Here is an 18,094-nt window from a genome sequence, read left to right on the forward strand (position 1 = left end):
CGAGGTGGCCAGCATCCTGGCCCGGTTGCGTCGCGGTGGCGATGACGTAACCGGCGACACCGCCGCATCCGGGGACGGGTCCGCAGAGGCCGCCCCGTCGACAGCCGCCGCGCCGCGGACCCGGTTCGGCGCCTGGCTGGGCCGGCCGATGACATCGTTCCACCTGATCATCGCCGTCACCGCGTTGCTCACGACGCTGGGCCTGATCATGGTCCTCTCGGCGTCGGGGGTGTACTCCTACGACTTCGACGGATCGCCGTGGGCCGTGTTCGGCCGCCAGGTGATGTGGACCGTCGTCGGACTGATCGCCTTCTACCTGGCCCTGCGGATATCGGTGCGGACCCTGCGCCGGCTGGCGTTCCCCGGATTCGCCTTCACGATCGTGCTGCTGATCCTGGTGCTCATCCCCGGAATCGGCAAGGTGGCCAACGGTTCCCGCGGCTGGTTCGTCGTCGCCGGGTTCTCGATGCAGCCCTCGGAGCTGGCCAAGATCGCCTTCGCCATCTGGGGCGCGCACCTACTGGCGGCACGGCGCATGGAACGGGCCTCCCTGCGCGAGATGCTCATCCCGCTGGTGCCCGCCGCGGTGATCGCGCTGGCGTTGATCGTCGCCCAGCCCGACCTCGGTCAGACCGTCTCGCTGAGCATCATCCTGCTCGGCCTGCTCTGGTACGCGGGCCTCCCGCTGCGCGTGTTCCTGTCCTCACTGGCCGCCGCGGTCCTGGCGGCCGGGGTGCTGGCCCTGTCCGCGGGCTACCGCTCCGACCGGGTGCAGTCCTGGCTCGATCCGGCGGCCGACTCGCAGGGGATCGGCTACCAGTCCAGGCAGGCCCGGTTCGCCCTGGCCAACGGCGGCATCTTCGGTGACGGGCTGGGCCAGGGCACCGCCAAGTGGAACTACCTGCCCAACGCGCACAACGACTTCATCTTCGCGATCATCGGCGAGGAGTTGGGCTTCGTCGGAGCCGTGGGCCTGCTGGCGCTGTTCGGGTTGTTCGCCTACACCGGTATGCGCATCGCGCGGCGTTCGGCCGATCCGTTCCTGCGACTGCTGGCGGCGACCACCACACTGTGGGTGGTGGGCCAGATGTTCATCAACGTGGGCTACGTGGTGGGGCTGCTTCCGGTCACTGGCCTGCAGCTGCCGCTGATCTCGGCCGGTGGATCCTCGCAGGCCACAACGCTACTGATGATGGGGCTGATCACCAACGCGGCCCGGCACGAACCGGAGGCGGTGGCGGCGCTGCGGGCCGGGCGTGACGACCGGATGAACCGGCTGCTGCGGCTGCCGCTGCCCGAGCCGTACGTCCCGACCCGGCTGGAGGTGGCCCGCAACCGGCTGCACGACCGCCGCAAGACACCGTCGCGCGGCGTCGGCAAGCCCAGCGGCAAGGCCGGTGCGAAACCCGCCGCCAAGCAGGCCGGTAAGCAGTCCAGGGCCAAGCAGTCCGGCGCCAAACCGGCCCGGGCCGCCCGTCGTGCGCCGCACAGCGCGGACCGGCCGGTACGCCGGTCGGGGCGCGCTACCGGCCAGCAGCCGGCCGGGGGTGCTAGGTCTTCGGTCCGATATCCTGCAGGCCAGCGGAAACAGGGTCAACGGGCCCGGACTTTGGAAGGTCAGCGTTACGGGTGAGCGAGGGTAAGACGGACCGCGGGGTAACTGGTCCTCGGGGGCAGGAACGCAGTGACCGGGGGATATCCGTCGTTCTCGCCGGTGGCGGCACGGCGGGCCACGTCGAGCCGGCCATGGCGGTGGCGGACGCGCTGCGCGAACTCGATCCGCACGTGCGCATCACCGCGCTGGGAACCGCGCGGGGGCTGGAGACCCGGCTGGTGCCGCAGCGTGGCTACGACCTGGAACTGATCACCCCGGTGCCGCTTCCGCGCAAGCCGTCGGGGGACCTGGTGCGGTTGCCGCTGCGGGTGCGTACCGCGATTCGCCAGACCCGTTCCGTCCTGGCCGGCGTCGAGGCCGATGTGGTGATCGGGTTCGGCGGCTACGTCGCGTTGCCCGCCTACCTTGCCGCCCGCGGCGGTTTCGGCCTGCGCGGGCGTCGGCGCGCCGTCCCGGTGGTGGTGCACGAGGCCAACGCCAGCGCCGGCCTTGCCAACCGGGTCGGTGCGGTATCGGCGCGACGCGTGCTCTCGGCGGTACCCGAGCCTGGGCTGCGCAAGGTCGAGGTGGTCGGAGTGCCGGTGCGCGCGGCGATCACGTCGTTGGACCGCGCCGCCTTGCGGGCCGAGGCCAGGGCCTTCTTCGGCTTCGCCCCCGACGCCAAGGTGCTGCTGGTGTTCGGCGGTTCGCAGGGGGCACAGTCGATCAACCGCGCGGTGGCCTCGGCTGCCGAAGCCCTTGCTGCTGCCGGTGTTTCGGTTCTGCATGCGCACGGGCCGAAGAACACCCTGGACTTGCCGCCGGCCGCGGCGGGCGCACCGCCGTATGTCGCGGTGCCGTATCTGGACCGGATGGACCTGGCCTATGCCGCAGCGGATCTGGCGATCTGCCGTTCCGGGGCGATGACGGTTGCCGAGGTGACCGCCGTCGGCCTGCCCGCGGTGTACGTCCCGCTGCCGATCGGCAACGGTGAGCAGCGGCTCAACGCGCTTCCGGTGGTGTCGGCCGGCGGCGGCATGGTCGTCGACGATGCCCAGCTCACCGGTGAATTCGTGGCCGATACGGTGGCACGCCTGATGACCGACGACGCGCGGTTGGCGGCGATGACGGCCGCCGCCTCGTTGTCGGGTCACCCCGATGCCGCCAGGCGGGTGGCGCAGGTCGCCCTCGACGTTGCCCGCGACCGACGAAAGAAGCTGCAGTGAACGGTAATTCACTTCCGCCTGAGCTTCAGCGGGTGCACATGGTCGGGATCGGGGGAGCCGGGATGTCGGGCGTGGCCCGGATCCTGCTGGACCGCGGCGGCCTGGTGTCGGGCTCGGACGCCAAGGAGTCCCGTGGCGTGGTGGCGCTACGGGCCCGCGGTGCCGAGATCCGGATCGGGCACGACGCGTCGTCGCTGGATCTGCTGCCGGGTGGGCCGACCGCCGTCGTCACCACCCACGCCGCGATCCCCAAGACCAACCCGGAGCTTGTCGAGGCCCGGCGCCGCGGCATCCCGGTGATCCTGCGCCCCGCGGTGCTCGCCAAGCTGATGGTCGGCGATACCACGTTGATGGTGACGGGTACTGCCGGCAAGACGACGACGACATCGATGCTCATCGTGGCCTTGCAGCACAGCGGTTTCGACCCGTCGTTCGCTGTTGGTGGTGACCTCGGCGAGCCCGGTACCAACGCGCATCACGGCAGCGGCGCCTACTTCGTCGCCGAGGCCGACGAGAGTGACGGGTCACTGGTGGAGTACCGACCCGATATCGCGGTCGTCACCAACATCGAAGCCGACCACCTCGATTTCTTCGGGACCGAGCAGGCTTACGTCGATGTATTCGACGCGTTCATGGAGCGTCTGCGCCCAGGTGGCGTGGTGGTGGTGTGCGTCGATGATCCGGGCGCAGCGGCTTTCGCCGAACGGACTGCCGCACGGGGAATCCGGGTGCTCCGCTACGGCAGCGGTGATCGCCCGGATCTGGCGGCCGCACTGCTGGACTGGCAGCAGCGAGGCACCACCGCGGTCGCGACGGTGCAGTTGGCGGCGGAGAGTCAGCCACGGACTATGCGGCTTTCGGTGCCGGGCCGTCACATGGCACTCAACGCCGTGGCGGCACTGCTCGCGGCGGTCCAGGCCGGCGCGGATCCAGACGACGTGCTCGATGCGTTGGCAGGATTCGAGGGCGTGCGGCGCCGGTTCGAGTTGGTGGGTACCACAGCCGGCGTCCGGGTATTCGACGACTATGCCCATCACCCTACGAAGGTCACCGCGGCACTGACCGCTGTACGCGCGTTGGCCAAGGAGTCCGGTGGCCGGTCCATCGTGGTGTTCCAGCCCCATTTGTATTCCCGCACAGCAGATTTCGCAGAAGAGTTCGGAAAGGCGCTCAGCATCGCCGACCAGGTCTTCGTGCTTGACGTGTACGCCGCGCGGGAACAGCCGCTACCTGGGATCAGCGGTGCGACGGTCGCGGACGCCGTGACGGTTCCGGTGACGTACGTGCCCGATTTCTCCGCCGTGGCGGCGCTGGTGGCGGCTGACGCACGGCCGGGTGATGTCGTCGTCACCATGGGCGCCGGTGACGTGACCATGCTGGGCAAGGAGATCATCACCGAGCTCGGTATCAAGGAGAATCGCACGACCCCGGGCCGTCCTTCGACGGGTGCGCCGTGACCGAGACGGGTGCTGAGGGTCCCGAGGGCGGGGCCGAAGTTCCCGGCGAGGCCGGTTCCGCAGCGACTGAGTCACCCGCGACCGATGTGCCGCCCGCGGCAGGGTCCGATGTGCCCGCGGCGGCAGCCGCCGATTACGAGGGCCCGCGTCGCCGCGCCCGCCGTGAACGTGAGGAACGCCGGATCGCGCGGGACCGGGCGGTGGCGATCGAACAGGCTCGGCGCGAAGCGAAGCGCCGGGTGGTCGGGCAGTCCGCAGATGCCCCGAACACTGTGGCCCGCAGCACTATTCGCAGCCTGAAGGTGCTCTTGTGGTCTGCGCTGGCCAGCGTTGTCGCGGTGGCGTTGGGTCTGGTTCTGTATTTCACGCCGGTGATGTCGGTGCGCAATGTGGCGGTCAGCGGTGCGGCCGCGGTGCCGCAGGAGCAGGTGCTGGCCGCCGCTGCGGTGGTGCCGGGCACCCCGCTGCTGCAGGTCAACACGGACGCGGTCGCCGAGCGGGTGGCCACGATCCGGCGTATCGCCACGGCGCGCGTTCAGCGGGAGTATCCCTCGACGCTTCGGATCACGGTCGTCGAGCGGGTGCCGGTGGTGGTCAAGGACTATCCCGACGGCCCGCATCTGTTCGACCGCGATGGGGTGGATTTCGCCACCGAGCCGCCACCGCCGACGCTGCCGTACCTGGACGCCGAGAATCCGGGCCCGGCCGATCCGGCCACCAAGGCCGCGCTCGAGGTGATGTTGGCCCTGCCGCCGGACGTCGTCGCACAGGTGGGCCGGATCGCCGCACCGTCGGTGGCCTCGATCGCGCTGACGCTGGCCGACGGCCGGGTGGTGGTGTGGGGGACCAACGACCGGACCGAGGAGAAGGCGCTGAAACTGGCGGCGCTGCTGACCCAGCCGGGTCGTACCTACGACGTGTCCAGTCCGGATCTGCCTACCGTCAAGTAGATCCGGTCCGAAATTGCCGCGCGACGCGTCGGCGCGCCTGCCGCGATCACCGGCGTTGTCCCCCTACCGTTCTGTTTGCGCGGAACTACTTGACATAACTCTAAGCCTATGGTTGAGGTTGAGGGTTTGCAGGAGGAGGGTTCGGCGGCCATGAACACCCGACTTGGGAGGAAGACGATCCATGACCCCCCCGCATAACTACCTCGCGGTAATCAAGGTGGTTGGTATCGGCGGCGGCGGTGTCAACGCCGTCAACCGGATGATCGAACAGGGCCTCAAGGGCGTCGAGTTCATCGCCATCAACACCGACGCACAGGCACTGCTGATGAGCGACGCTGACGTCAAGCTCGACGTCGGCCGTGACTCGACCCGTGGACTCGGCGCAGGAGCGGACCCCGAAGTGGGGCGCAAGGCGGCCGAGGATGCCAAGGACGACATCGAGGAGCTGCTGCGCGGCGCCGACATGGTGTTCGTCACCGCCGGTGAGGGCGGCGGCACCGGAACCGGTGGCGCACCCGTCGTCGCGTCGATCGCACGCAAGCTCGGCGCGCTCACCGTCGGTGTGGTGACGCGGCCGTTCTCGTTCGAGGGCAAGCGCCGGAGCAATCAGGCCGAGAACGGTATCCAGACGCTGCGCGAGAGCTGCGACACCCTCATCGTCATCCCCAACGACCGCCTGTTGCAGATGGGCGACGCCGCGGTGTCGCTGATGGACGCGTTCCGCAGTGCCGACGAGGTGCTGCTCAACGGCGTTCAGGGCATCACCGACCTGATCACCACACCCGGCCTGATCAACGTCGACTTCGCCGACGTCAAGGGTGTGATGAGCGGGGCGGGGACGGCGCTGATGGGCATCGGTTCGGCCCGCGGTGACGGCCGTGCGCTCAAGGCGGCGGAGATCGCGATCAACTCGCCGCTGCTGGAGGCCTCGATGGAGGGCGCGCAGGGCGTGCTCCTGTCGGTGGCCGGCGGTAGCGACCTGGGGCTGTTCGAGATCAACGAGGCCGCCTCGCTGGTGCAGGACGCGGCCCATCCCGAGGCCAACATCATCTTCGGCACGGTGATCGACGACTCGCTCGGTGACGAGGTCCGGGTCACGGTGATCGCGGCAGGCTTCGACATGGCCGGGCCCAGCCGCAAGCCGGTGGTCAGCCCGAGTGCGGCCCAGACCCAGCCGATCGCCTCGGCCCGTTCCGGCAAGGTGACCACGTCGCTGTTCGAACCGACGGACGCGGTGAGCGTCCCGGCACCCACGAATGGCGCCACCGTCAGTGTCGGTGGCGACGGAGACGGCGGGATCGCCGACGACGATGTCGACGTGCCGCCCTTCATGCGGCACTGAGCCGGGCCCGGCGGCGGGTTCGGATACTGGGATCGTGAGTGTTCGTATTCGGCGGGTGACGACAACCCGCGCCGGCGGCGTCTCGGCACCGCCCTTCGATTCCTTCAACCTCGGCGACCATGTCGGCGACGACCCGAAAGCGGTGGCCCAGAACCGGCGGAGGCTGGCGGCCGCCGTCGGGGCCGATGCGCTGGTCTGGATGAATCAGGTACACAGCGATCACGTCGTCACCGTGGACGGCCCGCGTGACACCGCGGTCGATAATGCCGACGCATTGGTGACCACCACCCCGCGTTTGGCATTGGTCGTGGTGACCGCCGATTGCGTCCCGGTATTAATGGGCGACGCACGCGCAGGGGTCGTCGCCGCCGTGCACGCCGGCCGGGTCGGGGCTCAGAAGGGCATCGTCGCCCGGACCGTGGAGGCGATGGTGGCGGCCGGTGCCCACGCCGAGGACATCTCGGTGCTGCTCGGCCCCGCGGTCAGCGGTGCCAACTACGAGGTGCCCGAACAGATGGCGGCCGAGGTCGAGGCGGTCCTGCCCGGCTCGCGCACCACCACCTCGCGCGGCACGCCCGGCCTGGACCTGAGGGCCGGAATAGCCCGGCAGTTAACGGCTTTGGGTGTCACGGCGATCGACGTGGACCCACGGTGCACAGTGGCCGACCGCGCGCTGTTCAGCCATCGCCGCGACGCACCGACCGGGCGCCTGGCGAGTGTGGTGTGGATGGAGCAGTCGCGGTGAACGACCCGGAGAACGAGCCTGGAGTGAGAGTGAGATGAGCACCGTGCAGCGCGCGCGTGATGCCGATCGGACGGCCGAGTTGACCGCCGCGCTCGGTGCGGCGCGGGCGCGCCTGGCACGTGCCGCAGAATCGGTCGGGCGAAATGTCAATGAAATTGAATTACTTCCGATCACCAAATACTTTCCGGCCACCGATGTCATTATTCTCAATCAATTAGGGTGCCTCGCATTTGGTGAATCCCGCGAACAAGAGGCCGCCGATAAAGTCGCTTCCGTTCGCGCGGAATTGCCGGAGGCGCCGATTCGCTGGCACATGGTGGGGCGTATCCAGCGGAACAAGGCGCGGGCCGTTGCCGGCTGGGCGCACACCGCGCACTCTGTCGACAGCACGCGCCTGCTGACCGCGCTGGACCGGGCCGCGGGCGAGGCGCTGGCGGCCGGGGCGCGCCCGGAGCCGTTGCGCGTCTACATCCAGATCAGTCTCGACGGTGACACCGCGCGGGGCGGGGTCGATGTGGATGCCCCTGATCTCGTCGACGAAATCTGTGGGTCAGCGAACACCGCCGAGGCGCTGGAGTTCGCCGGTCTGATGGGAATCCCTCCACTGGAATGGGATCCCGACGACGCTTTTGCGCGGCTTGCGGCCGAGCGGGACCGGGTGCAGCGCGACTACCAGCACCGGCTCGAACTGTCGGCGGGGATGTCTGGAGATCTCGAAAGCGCGGTCAAACACGGATCGACATGTGTGCGTGTCGGTACCGCGCTCATGGGGCAACGCCCGCTAACGTCACCCGCAGTAGTCACTCCAGTCACATCTTCATCACAGACACCACCACCCCCACCGTCCGCAGAAGGGTCGCCGAGATGAGCACACTGCACAAAGTCAAGGCCTACTTCGGCATGGCGCCGATGGAGGACTACGACGACGAGTACTACGAGGACGATGACCGCGGAGGTGCCCGCAGCTACGCCCGGCGTCCCCGCGACGAGCGTTTCGAAGAGGACGGCTACGGCTACGAGGGGCCCGAATACGACGACGGGCCGGCCTACCGGGGCGGCTACGCGGGTGGTTTCGCCGACGAGCAGCGGTTCGAGCCGCGAGTCCGCGCCCCGCGCGAATTCGACCGTCCCGCACCGCGTCTCGGCGCCCTGTCGGGATCTACCCGGGGTGCGCTGGCCATGGATCCGCGCCGGATGGCCGAGCTCTTCGAGGCGGGCAGCCCGCTGGCGAAGATCACCACGCTGCGGCCCAAGGACTACAGCGAGGCCCGCACCATCGGTGAGCGTTTCCGCGACGGCACCCCGGTGATCATGGACCTGGTCTCGATGGACAACGCCGACGCCAAGCGTCTGGTGGACTTCGCGGCCGGTCTGGCATTCGCACTGCGCGGTTCGTTCGACAAGGTGGCCACCAAGGTCTTCCTGCTGTCACCGGCTGACGTCGACGTCAGCGCCGAGCAGCGTCGCCGGATCGCCGAGGCCGGCTTCTACGCCTATCAGTAGTGCGCGACCTCCGTCGCAGCACAGCGGCGCCGCCGTGCGCAGGCCCGAAACCCTGAAGGGGCCCGGGTAGGCTGGCGGCGTCGCACTATCGGTTGACCACGTCTTCTGTGTGAGATGTGTCCGACCTACGGCGACCTGTATCCAATGTCACACATCCTGTAGGTAGTGAGGTCGGCTCAGTTGTCGCTGTTCTTCGAAATTCTCGGTTTCGCGCTGTTCATCTTCTGGCTGCTGCTCATCGCGCGCGTCGTCGTCGAGTTCATCCGGTCGTTCAGCCGCGACTGGCACCCCAAGGGTCTGACCGTCGTGGTGCTGGAGCTCATCATGACCGTGACCGATCCGCCGGTGAAACTGCTGCGGCGGCTCATTCCCCAGCTCACGATAGGCGCCGTGCGGTTCGACCTGTCGATCATGGTGCTGCTTCTCGCGGCGTTCATCGGGATGCAGCTGGCGTTCAACGCGGCCATGTAGGCGCCCGATCCGATCGGGTGTTCAGCCTCGATCTCGGCGTTTGCCGAATGGTCCACAAATGCGTAAGAAGATTGAAATTCGTTCTTAAAAATAGGCCTCCACTGCAACCGCCGGGTCTGGTGTGACAGGATGGACTCCAGTTGCGATCAAGCGAGGCTTTACACTTTGAGATCGGTTGACGGTCCAAGACTTCAAGGGGGCAGACAATGCCGCTCACACCAGCGGACGTCCATAACGTCGCGTTCAGCAAGCCGCCCATCGGCAAACGTGGCTACAACGAGGACGAGGTCGATGCCTTTCTCGATCTGGTTGAGAACGAGCTGACTCGGCTCATCGAGGAAAACGCCGATCTCCGGCAGCGGGTGTCCGAGCTCGATCAGGAGCTCGCCTCGGCCCGGGCCGGCGGTGGCGCTCAGTCCACCCAGTCCATCCCGCTCTACGAGCCGGAGCCCGAGCCGGCCCCGGCCCCCCAGCCGGTGTACGAGGCCCCGCCGGCGCCCTGTCCGTGCCGCCCGGGTGCTCAGCCTGGCGCAGGACACCGCCGACCGCCTGACCTCCACGGCCAAGGCCGAGTCGGAGAAGTTGCTCTCGGACGCCCGCGCCCAGGCCGACGCCATGGTCAGCGACGCCCGTAAGACCGCCGAGACCACCGTCTCGGAGGCTCGCACGCGTGCCGACGCCATGCTGGCCGACGCGCAGACCCGGTCGGAGACCCAGCTGCGTCAGGCTCAGGAGAAGGCCGACGCCCTGCAGGCCGACGCCGAGCGCAAGCACTCCGAGATCATGGGCACGATCAACCAGCAGCGCACGGTCCTGGAGGGCCGCCTGGAGCAGCTGCGGACCTTCGAGCGCGAGTACCGGACCCGACTGAAGACGTACCTGGAGTCTCAGCTGGAAGAGCTGGGCCAGCGCGGTTCGGCCGCGCCGGTGGATTCCAGTGCCAACAACGACTCGGCTGGCGGCTTCAGCCAGTTCAACCGCGGCAACAACTGACCGGCCAAGACCGGCTTCCTCGCACTGTCGTGAACCGGCCCGATCGTGGGGCCACCACACTTAGGGTTGAACGATGTTGATCATTGCGCTCGTGCTTGCCGTCATCGGCCTGGCTGCGTTGGTGACCGCCGTGGTCACCAGCAATGAGTTGATCGCCTGGGTCTGTATCGGTGCCAGCGTGATCGGTGTGCTGCTGCTGATCGTGGACGCCTTGCGGGAACGCTCGCGCGGGACGAACACCGGTGCCGAAGACGCGGCCGCGGCCGCCGACGAGGCCAACGCCACCGAGACGACCGAGACCTTCGACGCGGTCGAGGCCCCCGTGGACTATCCCGACGAGTTGGTCGCCGAGCCCGAATCCGATGTCACGGTCGAGCCCGACGCCGCCGACGTGGATGTCGAGGCCGACGATTCCACCGAGAAGTACAAGAACTAACTCTCAGCCGCCCGGGTGGTGGGCGCGGCCAGCAGACGGCGGACCTCGTCGTCGCTGACCTGGTGGAAGTCCACGAACGCCTGGCCCACGGCTTCGAACAGGGGCGGTGTGCTGGTGCACACCACCTCGTCGGCCTCATCCCGCAGTTGGCTGCTCACCGTGGGCGGACCGACCGGGACCGCCACCACGACCCGTCGTGCCGCCCGGACCGCACGGACCGCGGCCAGCATGGTGGCCCCGGTGGCGATACCGTCGTCGACCAGGATCACCGTCCGGCCGCGGAGGTCGGGGGTGGGACGTCCGCCACGGTAGGCCTGTTCCCGTCGCTGGATTTCGGCGGTCTCGCGCGTGATGGTCTCGGCGATGGTGTCCTGGTCGATGCCGAGGCGGTCCACCAGATCCTCGTTGATCACCAGGCCACCGCCGGAGGCCACGGCACCCATCGCGAGTTCCTGCCACTGGGGCACGCCCAGCTTGCGGACCACGAAGACGTCCAGCGGCGCGTTCAGGTGGGTGGCGACTTCCCAAGCGATCGGCACTCCGCCCCGGGCCAGACCCAGGACGAGGACATCGGACCGGTCCCGATAGGAAACCAGTTGTTCGGCCAGGACCTGGCCCGCTTCGCGGCGGTCCTGATAGATGCGATCTCTGCTCGCTCGCAGACCCCAGGCGTTCATAAGCTGCCGCCGGCTCTTCGACACTGCGCCGACTGATGTCAGCCTACGTCGATGGCCGCGCCCGGACCACCTCGTTCAGGAACCCGCGCACCAGCAGGCGTAGCCGCGCAGCCGCATCGTCGGTGAATTCCTTTGTTTGCAAGCGCAATTCGTCGTGGCTGCTTCCGATCCCGGCCACCTCGCCGTCGCGGTCGTGGGCCAGCCAGAGTTCCAGCAGCTCGGAATCGAGTTCTGGGTGGAACTGCAGGGCCAGCGCCGTGCCCAGCACGAAGGCCTGTGAGGCGGCGGGCGTCCGGGCGATCTCGATGGCCCCGGGCGGAAGTGTCCAGCGGTCGAAATGCCACTGGAACCATCGGCCACCCGGAACCACCTGGTCGTCGTCGGCGGCTACGTCGTACCAGCCGACCTCCGGGGCCGGTGACCTGCTGACCGATCCGCCGAAGGCCTGCGCGATGAGTTGTCCGCCGAAGCAGACCCCGAGCACGCCGACCCCGGCGTCGACGGCGCGGCGCACCATGTCCATCTCGGCGCCGACCCAGCTGTTGCGCAGGGCTTCGTCGTAGACCGGCCAGCGGGCGCCAAGCGGAACGATCACGTCGTAGTCGGTGGGGTCGGGGAAGATCACGTCCCCGGCGGGGGCGTCGTCCCGGTCGGGCCTGACGACGTCGAAGGTGTCGATGTCGAATCCGAACTCGGTGAAGACGTCGGCCAGCATGGCCTCGGTCGCCGTGGGGTCGTTGCGCAGGAACAGAACCTTCGATGTCACACCGCCATTATTTCGGTAGTCGGCGGCGGCCGCATTTCAGGTCTAGTTTGTGGACCTTCTCGCCGCCTCGAAGGTCACCGGATCGAGGCGGGACCCGTGATCCCCGGCCGTCGGCGCTCACTTCGCGCGGTAACGCCGTTCAGGCCGGCCCGCGCCGTATTGCAATCGCAGCTCGAGCGCGCCGGTGCTCAGGTAGTGCTCCAGGTAACGCCGCGCGCTGACCCGTGAAATGCCTACCAGCTCAGCGCATTCGGTTGCCGAGACCTCGCCGGCGGTGCGAACCGCGTCCATGACGAGTCGGCCGGTTTCGGCGCCGAGCCCCTTGGGCAGGACGGCGGCACGCCCACCGAACAGCGCGTCGATGGTCGATTGATCCGCGCCGCCGGCCGCCGCCAGCGCCTCGGCCCGCGCCGCGAAAGCCGCCAGTTTGGCTTGCAGTTGATCGAAGTCGAACGGCTTGATCAGGTAGTCGGCGGCCCCGCCGTCCAGCGCGCCGCGCACCGTGTCGAGTTCGCGGGCGGCGGTGACCATGATGACGCCGACAGGATTCCCCTCGGCGCGCAGCCGTCGCAGCACCTCCAACCCGGTCATGTCCGGCAGGTACACGTCGAGCAGGATCAGGTCGGGACGGATGTCGGCTGCCGCGGCGAGCGCCTCGGTTCCGTTGCGTGCCACCGCTACCGTGCGATATCCGTCGACGCGGTCGACGAAGCGGCGGTGGATCTCGGCGACCATGAAGTCGTCGTCGACGACGAGCACGTCACGCATGGAGCCGCACCATGAACACCGCACCGCCACCGGGTGCGTCGGCGACTTCGACCCCGCCGCCGTGCTGCGCGGTCACCAGGCGGACCAGGGCCAGACCGATGCCCCTGCCGCCGGGCACGTCGGCCTTGGACGTGACACCGCGGGAGAAGATGGTCTCCCGAAGATGTTCGGGCACGCCGGGTCCCGAATCCGAGACCGACAGGAACAGCCCGGACGAGTCGTCGATCCGCACCTTCACCTGTGCGGCGGCCGAGCCGACGGACACGTCGACGGCGTTGTCGATGAGATTGCCCAGCAAGGTGATGACATCGGTGGCCAGGGCCGGGTCCAGCGCACTCAGATGGCTGTCGTCGGTCAGGGCCAGGGTGACTCCGCTCTCGGCGGCCAGCGATGTCTTCGCGATCAGCAGCGCCGCCACAGCGGGATCGGAAACATGTTGGGTGACAGCCTGGTTGATCTCGGCGCGCCGCCGGGTCAGGGTCCCGATCAGATCCCGCACCGCGTCGAATTCGCCCAGCTGCACCAGGCCGGAGATGGTGTGCAGCTGGTTGGAGAACTCGTGGGTCTGAGCCCGCAGCGTGTCGGTCACGCTACGGTGCGAGGACAGTTGTGCCTGCAGTGCGGCGAGCTCGGTGCTGTCGCGCATGGTGGTCACCGTACCGATGCTCCTGCCCTGGCTGCGGGCCGCGCGGCGATTCAGCGCCAGGACACGGGTGCGGGTGGTGATCACCACGTCGGAGTCGTCGGCGCGAGTACCCCCGCCGGACAACAGGAATGCCACCACCGCCGGCTCCAGGCCGACCGCATCGGCGCGGCGGCCCACCGCGTCTGCGCTGATCCCGAGCAGATCGGATGCGCTGTCGTTGATCACCGTGATGACGCCGTCGTTGTTGACCGCCACCACGCCCTCACGGATGCTGTGCAGCAGCGCTTCCCGGTGATCGGCCAGGCTGGCGATCTCGGCGATGTCCAGGCCGCGGGTGTCTCGGTTGATCCGGCGCGACAACAGCCACGACGCGAGCATGCCGAGTGTCGCGCCCAGTCCGAGGTAGATCACCAGCCGCTCACCGGCTCCGCCCAACAACTCCCACAGCGACGGGTAGCGCTCACTGACCGAGACGATGGCCAGCACCACGCCGTCGGCGGCCAGGATGGGGACCTGCCCCGCCAGCCGGTGCGTACCGTCGACGTCGGTGTCGCCGGACCAGGCGCGGCCCTCGTCGGCCCGGGTGGTGCTCAGGTCGAGTCGCTGCCCGACCCGCGCCGGGTCGGACGACACCCGCACATATCCGGCCGGATCGGTGATCTCGGCCAGCTCGGCACCGGAGAGGGCCACGGCCCGGTCGACCTCGGGTGCCAGCACCTGGGCGGCGAACGGATCGTCGTAGCGGTCCCGGACGATCGGGGTGGAGGCCACGTTCTCGGCGACGGCGATCATCCGCTGTCCGCGCACATCACGGAACTCCCGGGTGGATTGGGCCACCGACACCGCGGCCACCGCGATCAGCACCACCGCGACCACCAGTAGCTGGAACACCAGGAAACGCCCGGCCAGGCTGCCGCCCCGCAACAACCGCGTCCGCGCCGTCGGTGACGGCGCAACCAGTGAGCGCCCGGCCGATGAACTCAACGAACAAAACTTCCTTTGCGTCCGAATAGGTGACCTGCGTCACGTCGTGGGTCCAGTATTGCTGAACATGAGGTTTCGACGACTAGGTGCCGGCCTGATGGTGGCCGTGGTCGCGCTGATGGCGGTGACGGCGTGCGGGGTGACCCGCGGTGACGAGTCTCGCGGTCTGCATCGGCTGCGGATGATGGTGCCCAACAGCCCCGGCGGCGGTTATGACCTGACCGCGCGCACCGCGGTGAAGATCATGGAGGACACCGACATCACCGGGCGCATCGAGGTATTCAACGTCATCGGTGCCGGCGGCACCGTCGCGATGGCCCGGCTGATGAACGAAAAGGGCAACGACGACCTCATGATGATGATGGGGCTCGGCGTGGTGGGCGCGGTGTACACCAACGGTTCTTCGGCGCGTGCCTCCGATGCCACCGCGCTGGCCAAGATGGTCGAGGAGCAGGAAGGCATTCTGGTGCCGGGCGATTCGCCGTTCCGCACCATCGGTGATCTGGTCACGGCGTGGAAGGCCGATCCGGCCAAGGTCACCATCGGTGGCGGATCCTCACCGGGCGGGCCCGATCATCTGTTCCCGATGGAAACCGCACGCGCGGTCGGCATCGACCCACGCAAGGTCAACTACATCACCTACGACGGCGGCGGTGACCTGCTGACGGCCCTGCTGGGCAAGAAGATCGCGGCCGGCACCACCGGCCTCGGCGAGTTCGTCGACCAGATCGAGGCCGGACAGGTCCGGGTGCTGGCGGTCTCGGGAGCCAACCGCGTCGAGGGCATCGATGCGCCCACGCTGACCGAGGCCGGGATCGGCCTCACATTCACCAACTGGCGCGGGATACTCGCGCCGCCAGGCATTTCCGGTGAGGCCAAGGATGCGATGGTGCAGGCCCTGACCGATCTGCACGGCACCCAGCAGTGGCGTGACGCACTGGTCAAGAACGGCTGGAGCGATGCGTTCAGCACCGGTGCCGAGTTCGAGCAGTTTCTGCGTGATCAGGACAACCGCGTCTCGACGACGCTGAACGAATTGGGGTTGTTGTGAAGGTCGACAGGGCCCAGTATCTGGTCTGCCTGGTCCTGGTGGCCGTGGGTGGATTCCTGATCTACGACGCGCTCACCTTGACCGGCGGCTTCGCCAAGGTCGACCCCGTCGGTCCGCGGGCCTTCCCGCTGTGGATCGGGATCATCCTGATCGCGCTCGCGATCATCCTGGCTATCGCGATCCCGCGCGGGTCGGTCGGTGAGGCCGACGCCGGTGAGGACGTCGACCCGAACATGCCGGGGGACTGGCGCACGGTGGGTCTGCTGGTCGGACTGTTCGTGCTGGTGATCCTGTTGGTCAAGCCGTTGGGCTGGGCCATCACCGGTGCACTGTTGTTCGCCGGGGCGGCAACGATTCTCGGCAACCGCCACTACGTCCGCAACCTCGCCATCGGCGCGGTGCTGTCGGTGGCGAGCTTCTACGCGTTCTACTCCGGGCTCGGAATCCCGCTGCCCGCAGGCATTCTGGACGGGATTCTGTAAATGGGTAACTTCGAATGGTTGCTTCAGGGGTTCGCCGAGGCCGCGACCCCGATGAACCTGCTCTACGCCGTGATCGGGGTGCTGCTGGGTACCGCGGTCGGCGTGCTGCCCGGCATCGGGCCGGCCATGACGGTGGCCCTGCTGCTACCGGTGACCTACAACGTCAGCCCGAGCGCCGCATTCATCATGTTCGCCGGGATCTTCTACGGCGGGATGTACGGCGGGTCGACCACCTCGATCCTGTTGAACACCCCGGGTGAGTCCTCATCGGTGATCACCGCGATCGAGGGCAACAAGATGGCCAAGGCTGGGCGGGCCGCCCAGGCCCTGGCCACCGCCGCCATCGGCTCCTTCGTCGCAGGCGCCATCGGCACGGCGCTGCTGGCCGCCTTCGCGCCGCTGATCTCACGGTTCGCGGTGACCCTGGGCGCGCCCTCCTACCTGGCGATCATGCTGTTCGCCCTGGTCGCGGTCACCGCCGTGCTCGGCTCGTCCAAGTTGCGCGGCGCGATCTCGCTGTTCCTCGGTCTGGCCATCGGGGTGGTCGGCATCGACTTCCTGACCGGCCAGCCCCGCGCCACCTTCGGCCTGCCCCAGCTGTCCGACGGCATCGACATCGTGGTGATAGCGGTGGCGATCTTCGCACTCGGCGAGGCGCTGTGGGTGGCCGCGCACCTGCGCCGCCGGCCGGCCGACGTGATCCCGGTGGGGCGGCCGTGGATGAGCCGCCAGGATTTCTCCCGGTCCTGGAAGCCCTGGCTACGCGGCACCGCCTACGGTTTCCCGTTCGGCGCGTTGCCTGCCGGTGGAGCCGAGCTGCCGACGTTCCTGTCCTACATCACCGAGAAGCGGCTCTCGAAGCATCCCGAGGAGTTCGGCAAGGGCGCCATCGAGGGCGTCGCCGGGCCGGAGGCGGCCAACAACGCCTCGGCGGCAGGCACCCTGGTGCCGATGCTGTCGCTGGGGCTGCCCACCAACGCCACCGCCGCGGTGATGCTGACCGCGTTCGTGTCCTACGGAATTCAGCCCGGACCAACGCTTTTCGAGAAGGAACCGCTGCTGATCTGGACGCTGATCGCCAGCCTGTTCATCGGTAACTTCCTGCTGCTGGTGCTCAACCTGCCGCTGGCGCCGCTGTGGGCCAAGCTGCTGCGCACGCCGCGGCCGTACCTGTACGCCGGCATCCTGTTCTTCGCCACCCTCGGTGCGCTCGCGGTCAACGTGCAACCACTGGATCTGGCCCTGCTGCTGGTGTTCGGCCTGCTCGGTCTGATGATGCGGCGGTTCGGGCTTCCGGTGTTGCCGTTGATCATCGGGGTGATCCTCGGCCCGCGCATCGAACGGCAACTGCGCCAGAGCCTGCAGCTCGGCGGTGGTGACTGGACGAGCCTGTTCACCGAGCCGGTCGCGATCGTCACCTACGTCCTCATGGCGATCCTGTTGTTGATGCCGTTGGTACTCAAGCTCATGCACCGCAGTGAGGAGACGTTGTTGATCGTCGAGGATGATGCGGATCAGCAGCAGAAGGCGGCCCAACAATGATTGTCATCGGTTACTCCGCGGACGCCTTCGGCATCGCCGCAGTCGAGCACGGCATCGCCGAGGCTGCGCTGCGGGGCACCAGCGTGCTGGTGATCAACGCGACCGCGGGTGAGGCCTATGTGGATGCCCGGTTCGCCCGTTCCGGTCAGATCCACGATGTCGAGGAGCGGTTGCGGGAGAGTGGCGTGTCGTTCGAGTTGCGTCAGCCGGTGGGGGTGGACGCCGCCACCGAGCTGCTCGACGCGATGGACGCCGACGATGCGGAGTTGCTGGTGATCGGTATCCGGCACCGCAGCCCGGTGGGCAAGCTTTTGCTGGGCAGTGTGTCGCAACAATTGCTGCTGGAGTGCCCGAAACCGGTGCTGGCGGTCAAGCCTGAACATCACTGACATGCTCTGAGCTGGCATTATCGACCTCACAGGGGCGATCTTCACCCGGTGAGGATCAGTTTTCGTGCCGAT

18 protein-coding genes and 1 pseudogene are annotated in these 18,094 nt (G+C 68.2%); 15 read left to right on the plus strand and 4 right to left on the minus strand.

Going from position 1 to position 18,094, the window contains the following annotated elements:
* Nucleotides 1–4: 4 nt before the first annotated feature.
* From ftsW to BN2156_RS03275, 11 genes and pseudogenes are all read left to right on the plus strand, one after another.
* On the plus strand, nt 5–1,633 hold the full coding sequence (gene ftsW / locus BN2156_RS03220) for a putative lipid II flippase FtsW (protein ID WP_090510152.1): 1,629 nt from the start codon (nt 5–7) through the stop codon (nt 1,631–1,633).
* Entirely contained in the window at nt 1,630–2,820 is a 1,191-nt protein-coding gene (gene murG, locus BN2156_RS03225) for an undecaprenyldiphospho-muramoylpentapeptide beta-N-acetylglucosaminyltransferase (RefSeq protein WP_090510154.1), read from the plus strand. The genes ftsW and murG overlap by 4 nt, the downstream gene beginning before the upstream one ends.
* Nucleotides 2,817–4,277, plus strand: coding sequence for a UDP-N-acetylmuramate--L-alanine ligase (murC, locus tag BN2156_RS03230; protein ID WP_090510156.1), 1,461 nt, complete (start codon nt 2,817–2,819; stop codon nt 4,275–4,277). Before murG ends, murC begins: the two co-directional genes overlap by 4 nt.
* Nucleotides 4,274–5,227: a cell division protein FtsQ/DivIB gene (locus tag BN2156_RS03235; RefSeq protein WP_090510158.1), complete on the plus strand. Its 954-nt coding sequence runs from the start codon at nt 4,274–4,276 to the stop codon at nt 5,225–5,227. Before murC ends, BN2156_RS03235 begins: the two co-directional genes overlap by 4 nt.
* Nucleotides 5,228–5,408: 181 nt before the next feature.
* Nucleotides 5,409–6,569, plus strand: coding sequence for a cell division protein FtsZ (ftsZ, locus tag BN2156_RS03245; RefSeq protein ID WP_090510160.1), 1,161 nt, complete (start codon nt 5,409–5,411; stop codon nt 6,567–6,569).
* 34 nt (nt 6,570–6,603) lie between these two features.
* The gene (gene pgeF / locus BN2156_RS03250) at nt 6,604–7,314 is read left to right on the plus strand and encodes a peptidoglycan editing factor PgeF (protein WP_090510162.1); all 711 of its coding nucleotides are present in this window, start codon (nt 6,604–6,606) and stop codon (nt 7,312–7,314) included.
* Between the two features lie 34 nt (nt 7,315–7,348).
* Entirely contained in the window at nt 7,349–8,182 is an 834-nt protein-coding gene (locus BN2156_RS03255; RefSeq protein ID WP_090510165.1) for a YggS family pyridoxal phosphate-dependent enzyme, read from the plus strand.
* Nucleotides 8,179–8,817, plus strand: a complete 639-nt coding sequence (locus tag BN2156_RS03260; RefSeq protein ID WP_090510166.1) for a cell division protein SepF — start codon at nt 8,179–8,181, stop codon at nt 8,815–8,817. The genes BN2156_RS03255 and BN2156_RS03260 overlap by 4 nt, the downstream gene beginning before the upstream one ends.
* Before the next feature lie 180 nt (nt 8,818–8,997).
* Nucleotides 8,998–9,288: a YggT family protein gene (locus tag BN2156_RS03265; RefSeq protein ID WP_036449468.1), complete on the plus strand. Its 291-nt coding sequence runs from the start codon at nt 8,998–9,000 to the stop codon at nt 9,286–9,288.
* A 206-nt stretch (nt 9,289–9,494) separates the two neighbouring features.
* A pseudogene (wag31, locus tag BN2156_RS03270) lies at nt 9,495–10,281 on the plus strand (DivIVA-like cell division protein Wag31).
* Between the two features lie 73 nt (nt 10,282–10,354).
* Nucleotides 10,355–10,717: a hypothetical protein gene (locus BN2156_RS03275; RefSeq protein WP_090510169.1), complete on the plus strand. Its 363-nt coding sequence runs from the start codon at nt 10,355–10,357 to the stop codon at nt 10,715–10,717.
* Here BN2156_RS03275 and BN2156_RS03280 read toward each other — a convergent pair.
* The 4 genes from BN2156_RS03280 to BN2156_RS03295 all read right to left on the minus strand — a co-directional run bounded on the left by BN2156_RS03280 (nt 10,714) and on the right by BN2156_RS03295 (nt 14,498).
* Nucleotides 10,714–11,394, minus strand: a complete 681-nt coding sequence (locus tag BN2156_RS03280) for a phosphoribosyltransferase (RefSeq protein WP_090510171.1) — start codon at nt 11,392–11,394, stop codon at nt 10,714–10,716. The two genes, BN2156_RS03275 and BN2156_RS03280, sit on opposite strands and share 4 nt — an antisense overlap.
* Nucleotides 11,395–11,437: 43 nt before the next feature.
* The gene (locus BN2156_RS03285; RefSeq protein ID WP_090510173.1) at nt 11,438–12,160 is read right to left on the minus strand and encodes a type 1 glutamine amidotransferase; all 723 of its coding nucleotides are present in this window, start codon (nt 12,158–12,160) and stop codon (nt 11,438–11,440) included.
* Between the two features lie 117 nt (nt 12,161–12,277).
* The gene (locus BN2156_RS03290) at nt 12,278–12,928 is read right to left on the minus strand and encodes a response regulator (protein WP_090510175.1); all 651 of its coding nucleotides are present in this window, start codon (nt 12,926–12,928) and stop codon (nt 12,278–12,280) included.
* Complete coding sequence (locus BN2156_RS03295) at nt 12,921–14,498, minus strand: sensor histidine kinase (protein ID WP_210436628.1); 1,578 nt, start codon at nt 14,496–14,498, stop codon at nt 12,921–12,923. Before BN2156_RS03295 ends, BN2156_RS03290 begins: the two co-directional genes overlap by 8 nt.
* A 127-nt stretch (nt 14,499–14,625) precedes the next feature.
* On the opposite strand from BN2156_RS03295, the gene BN2156_RS03300 reads away from it, so the two are divergent.
* From BN2156_RS03300 to BN2156_RS03315, 4 genes are read left to right on the plus strand one after another with little or no spacing between them, the layout of a single operon-like run.
* A complete protein-coding gene (locus BN2156_RS03300) occupies nt 14,626–15,609 on the plus strand; it encodes a Bug family tripartite tricarboxylate transporter substrate binding protein (protein WP_090510178.1) in 984 nt (327 codons plus the stop codon).
* Complete coding sequence (locus BN2156_RS03305; RefSeq protein ID WP_210436567.1) at nt 15,606–16,091, plus strand: tripartite tricarboxylate transporter TctB family protein; 486 nt, start codon at nt 15,606–15,608, stop codon at nt 16,089–16,091. Before BN2156_RS03300 ends, BN2156_RS03305 begins: the two co-directional genes overlap by 4 nt.
* A complete protein-coding gene (locus tag BN2156_RS03310; RefSeq protein ID WP_090510183.1) occupies nt 16,092–17,633 on the plus strand; it encodes a tripartite tricarboxylate transporter permease in 1,542 nt (513 codons plus the stop codon).
* Nucleotides 17,630–18,022 (plus strand): universal stress protein, encoded by a 393-nt coding sequence (locus tag BN2156_RS03315; protein WP_090510186.1) that lies wholly within the window; start codon nt 17,630–17,632, stop codon nt 18,020–18,022. Before BN2156_RS03310 ends, BN2156_RS03315 begins: the two co-directional genes overlap by 4 nt.
* Nucleotides 18,023–18,094 lie beyond the last annotated feature (72 nt).

This window comes from Mycolicibacterium neworleansense (assembly GCF_001245615.1).
GTDB lineage: Bacteria > Actinomycetota > Actinomycetes > Mycobacteriales > Mycobacteriaceae > Mycobacterium > Mycobacterium neworleansense.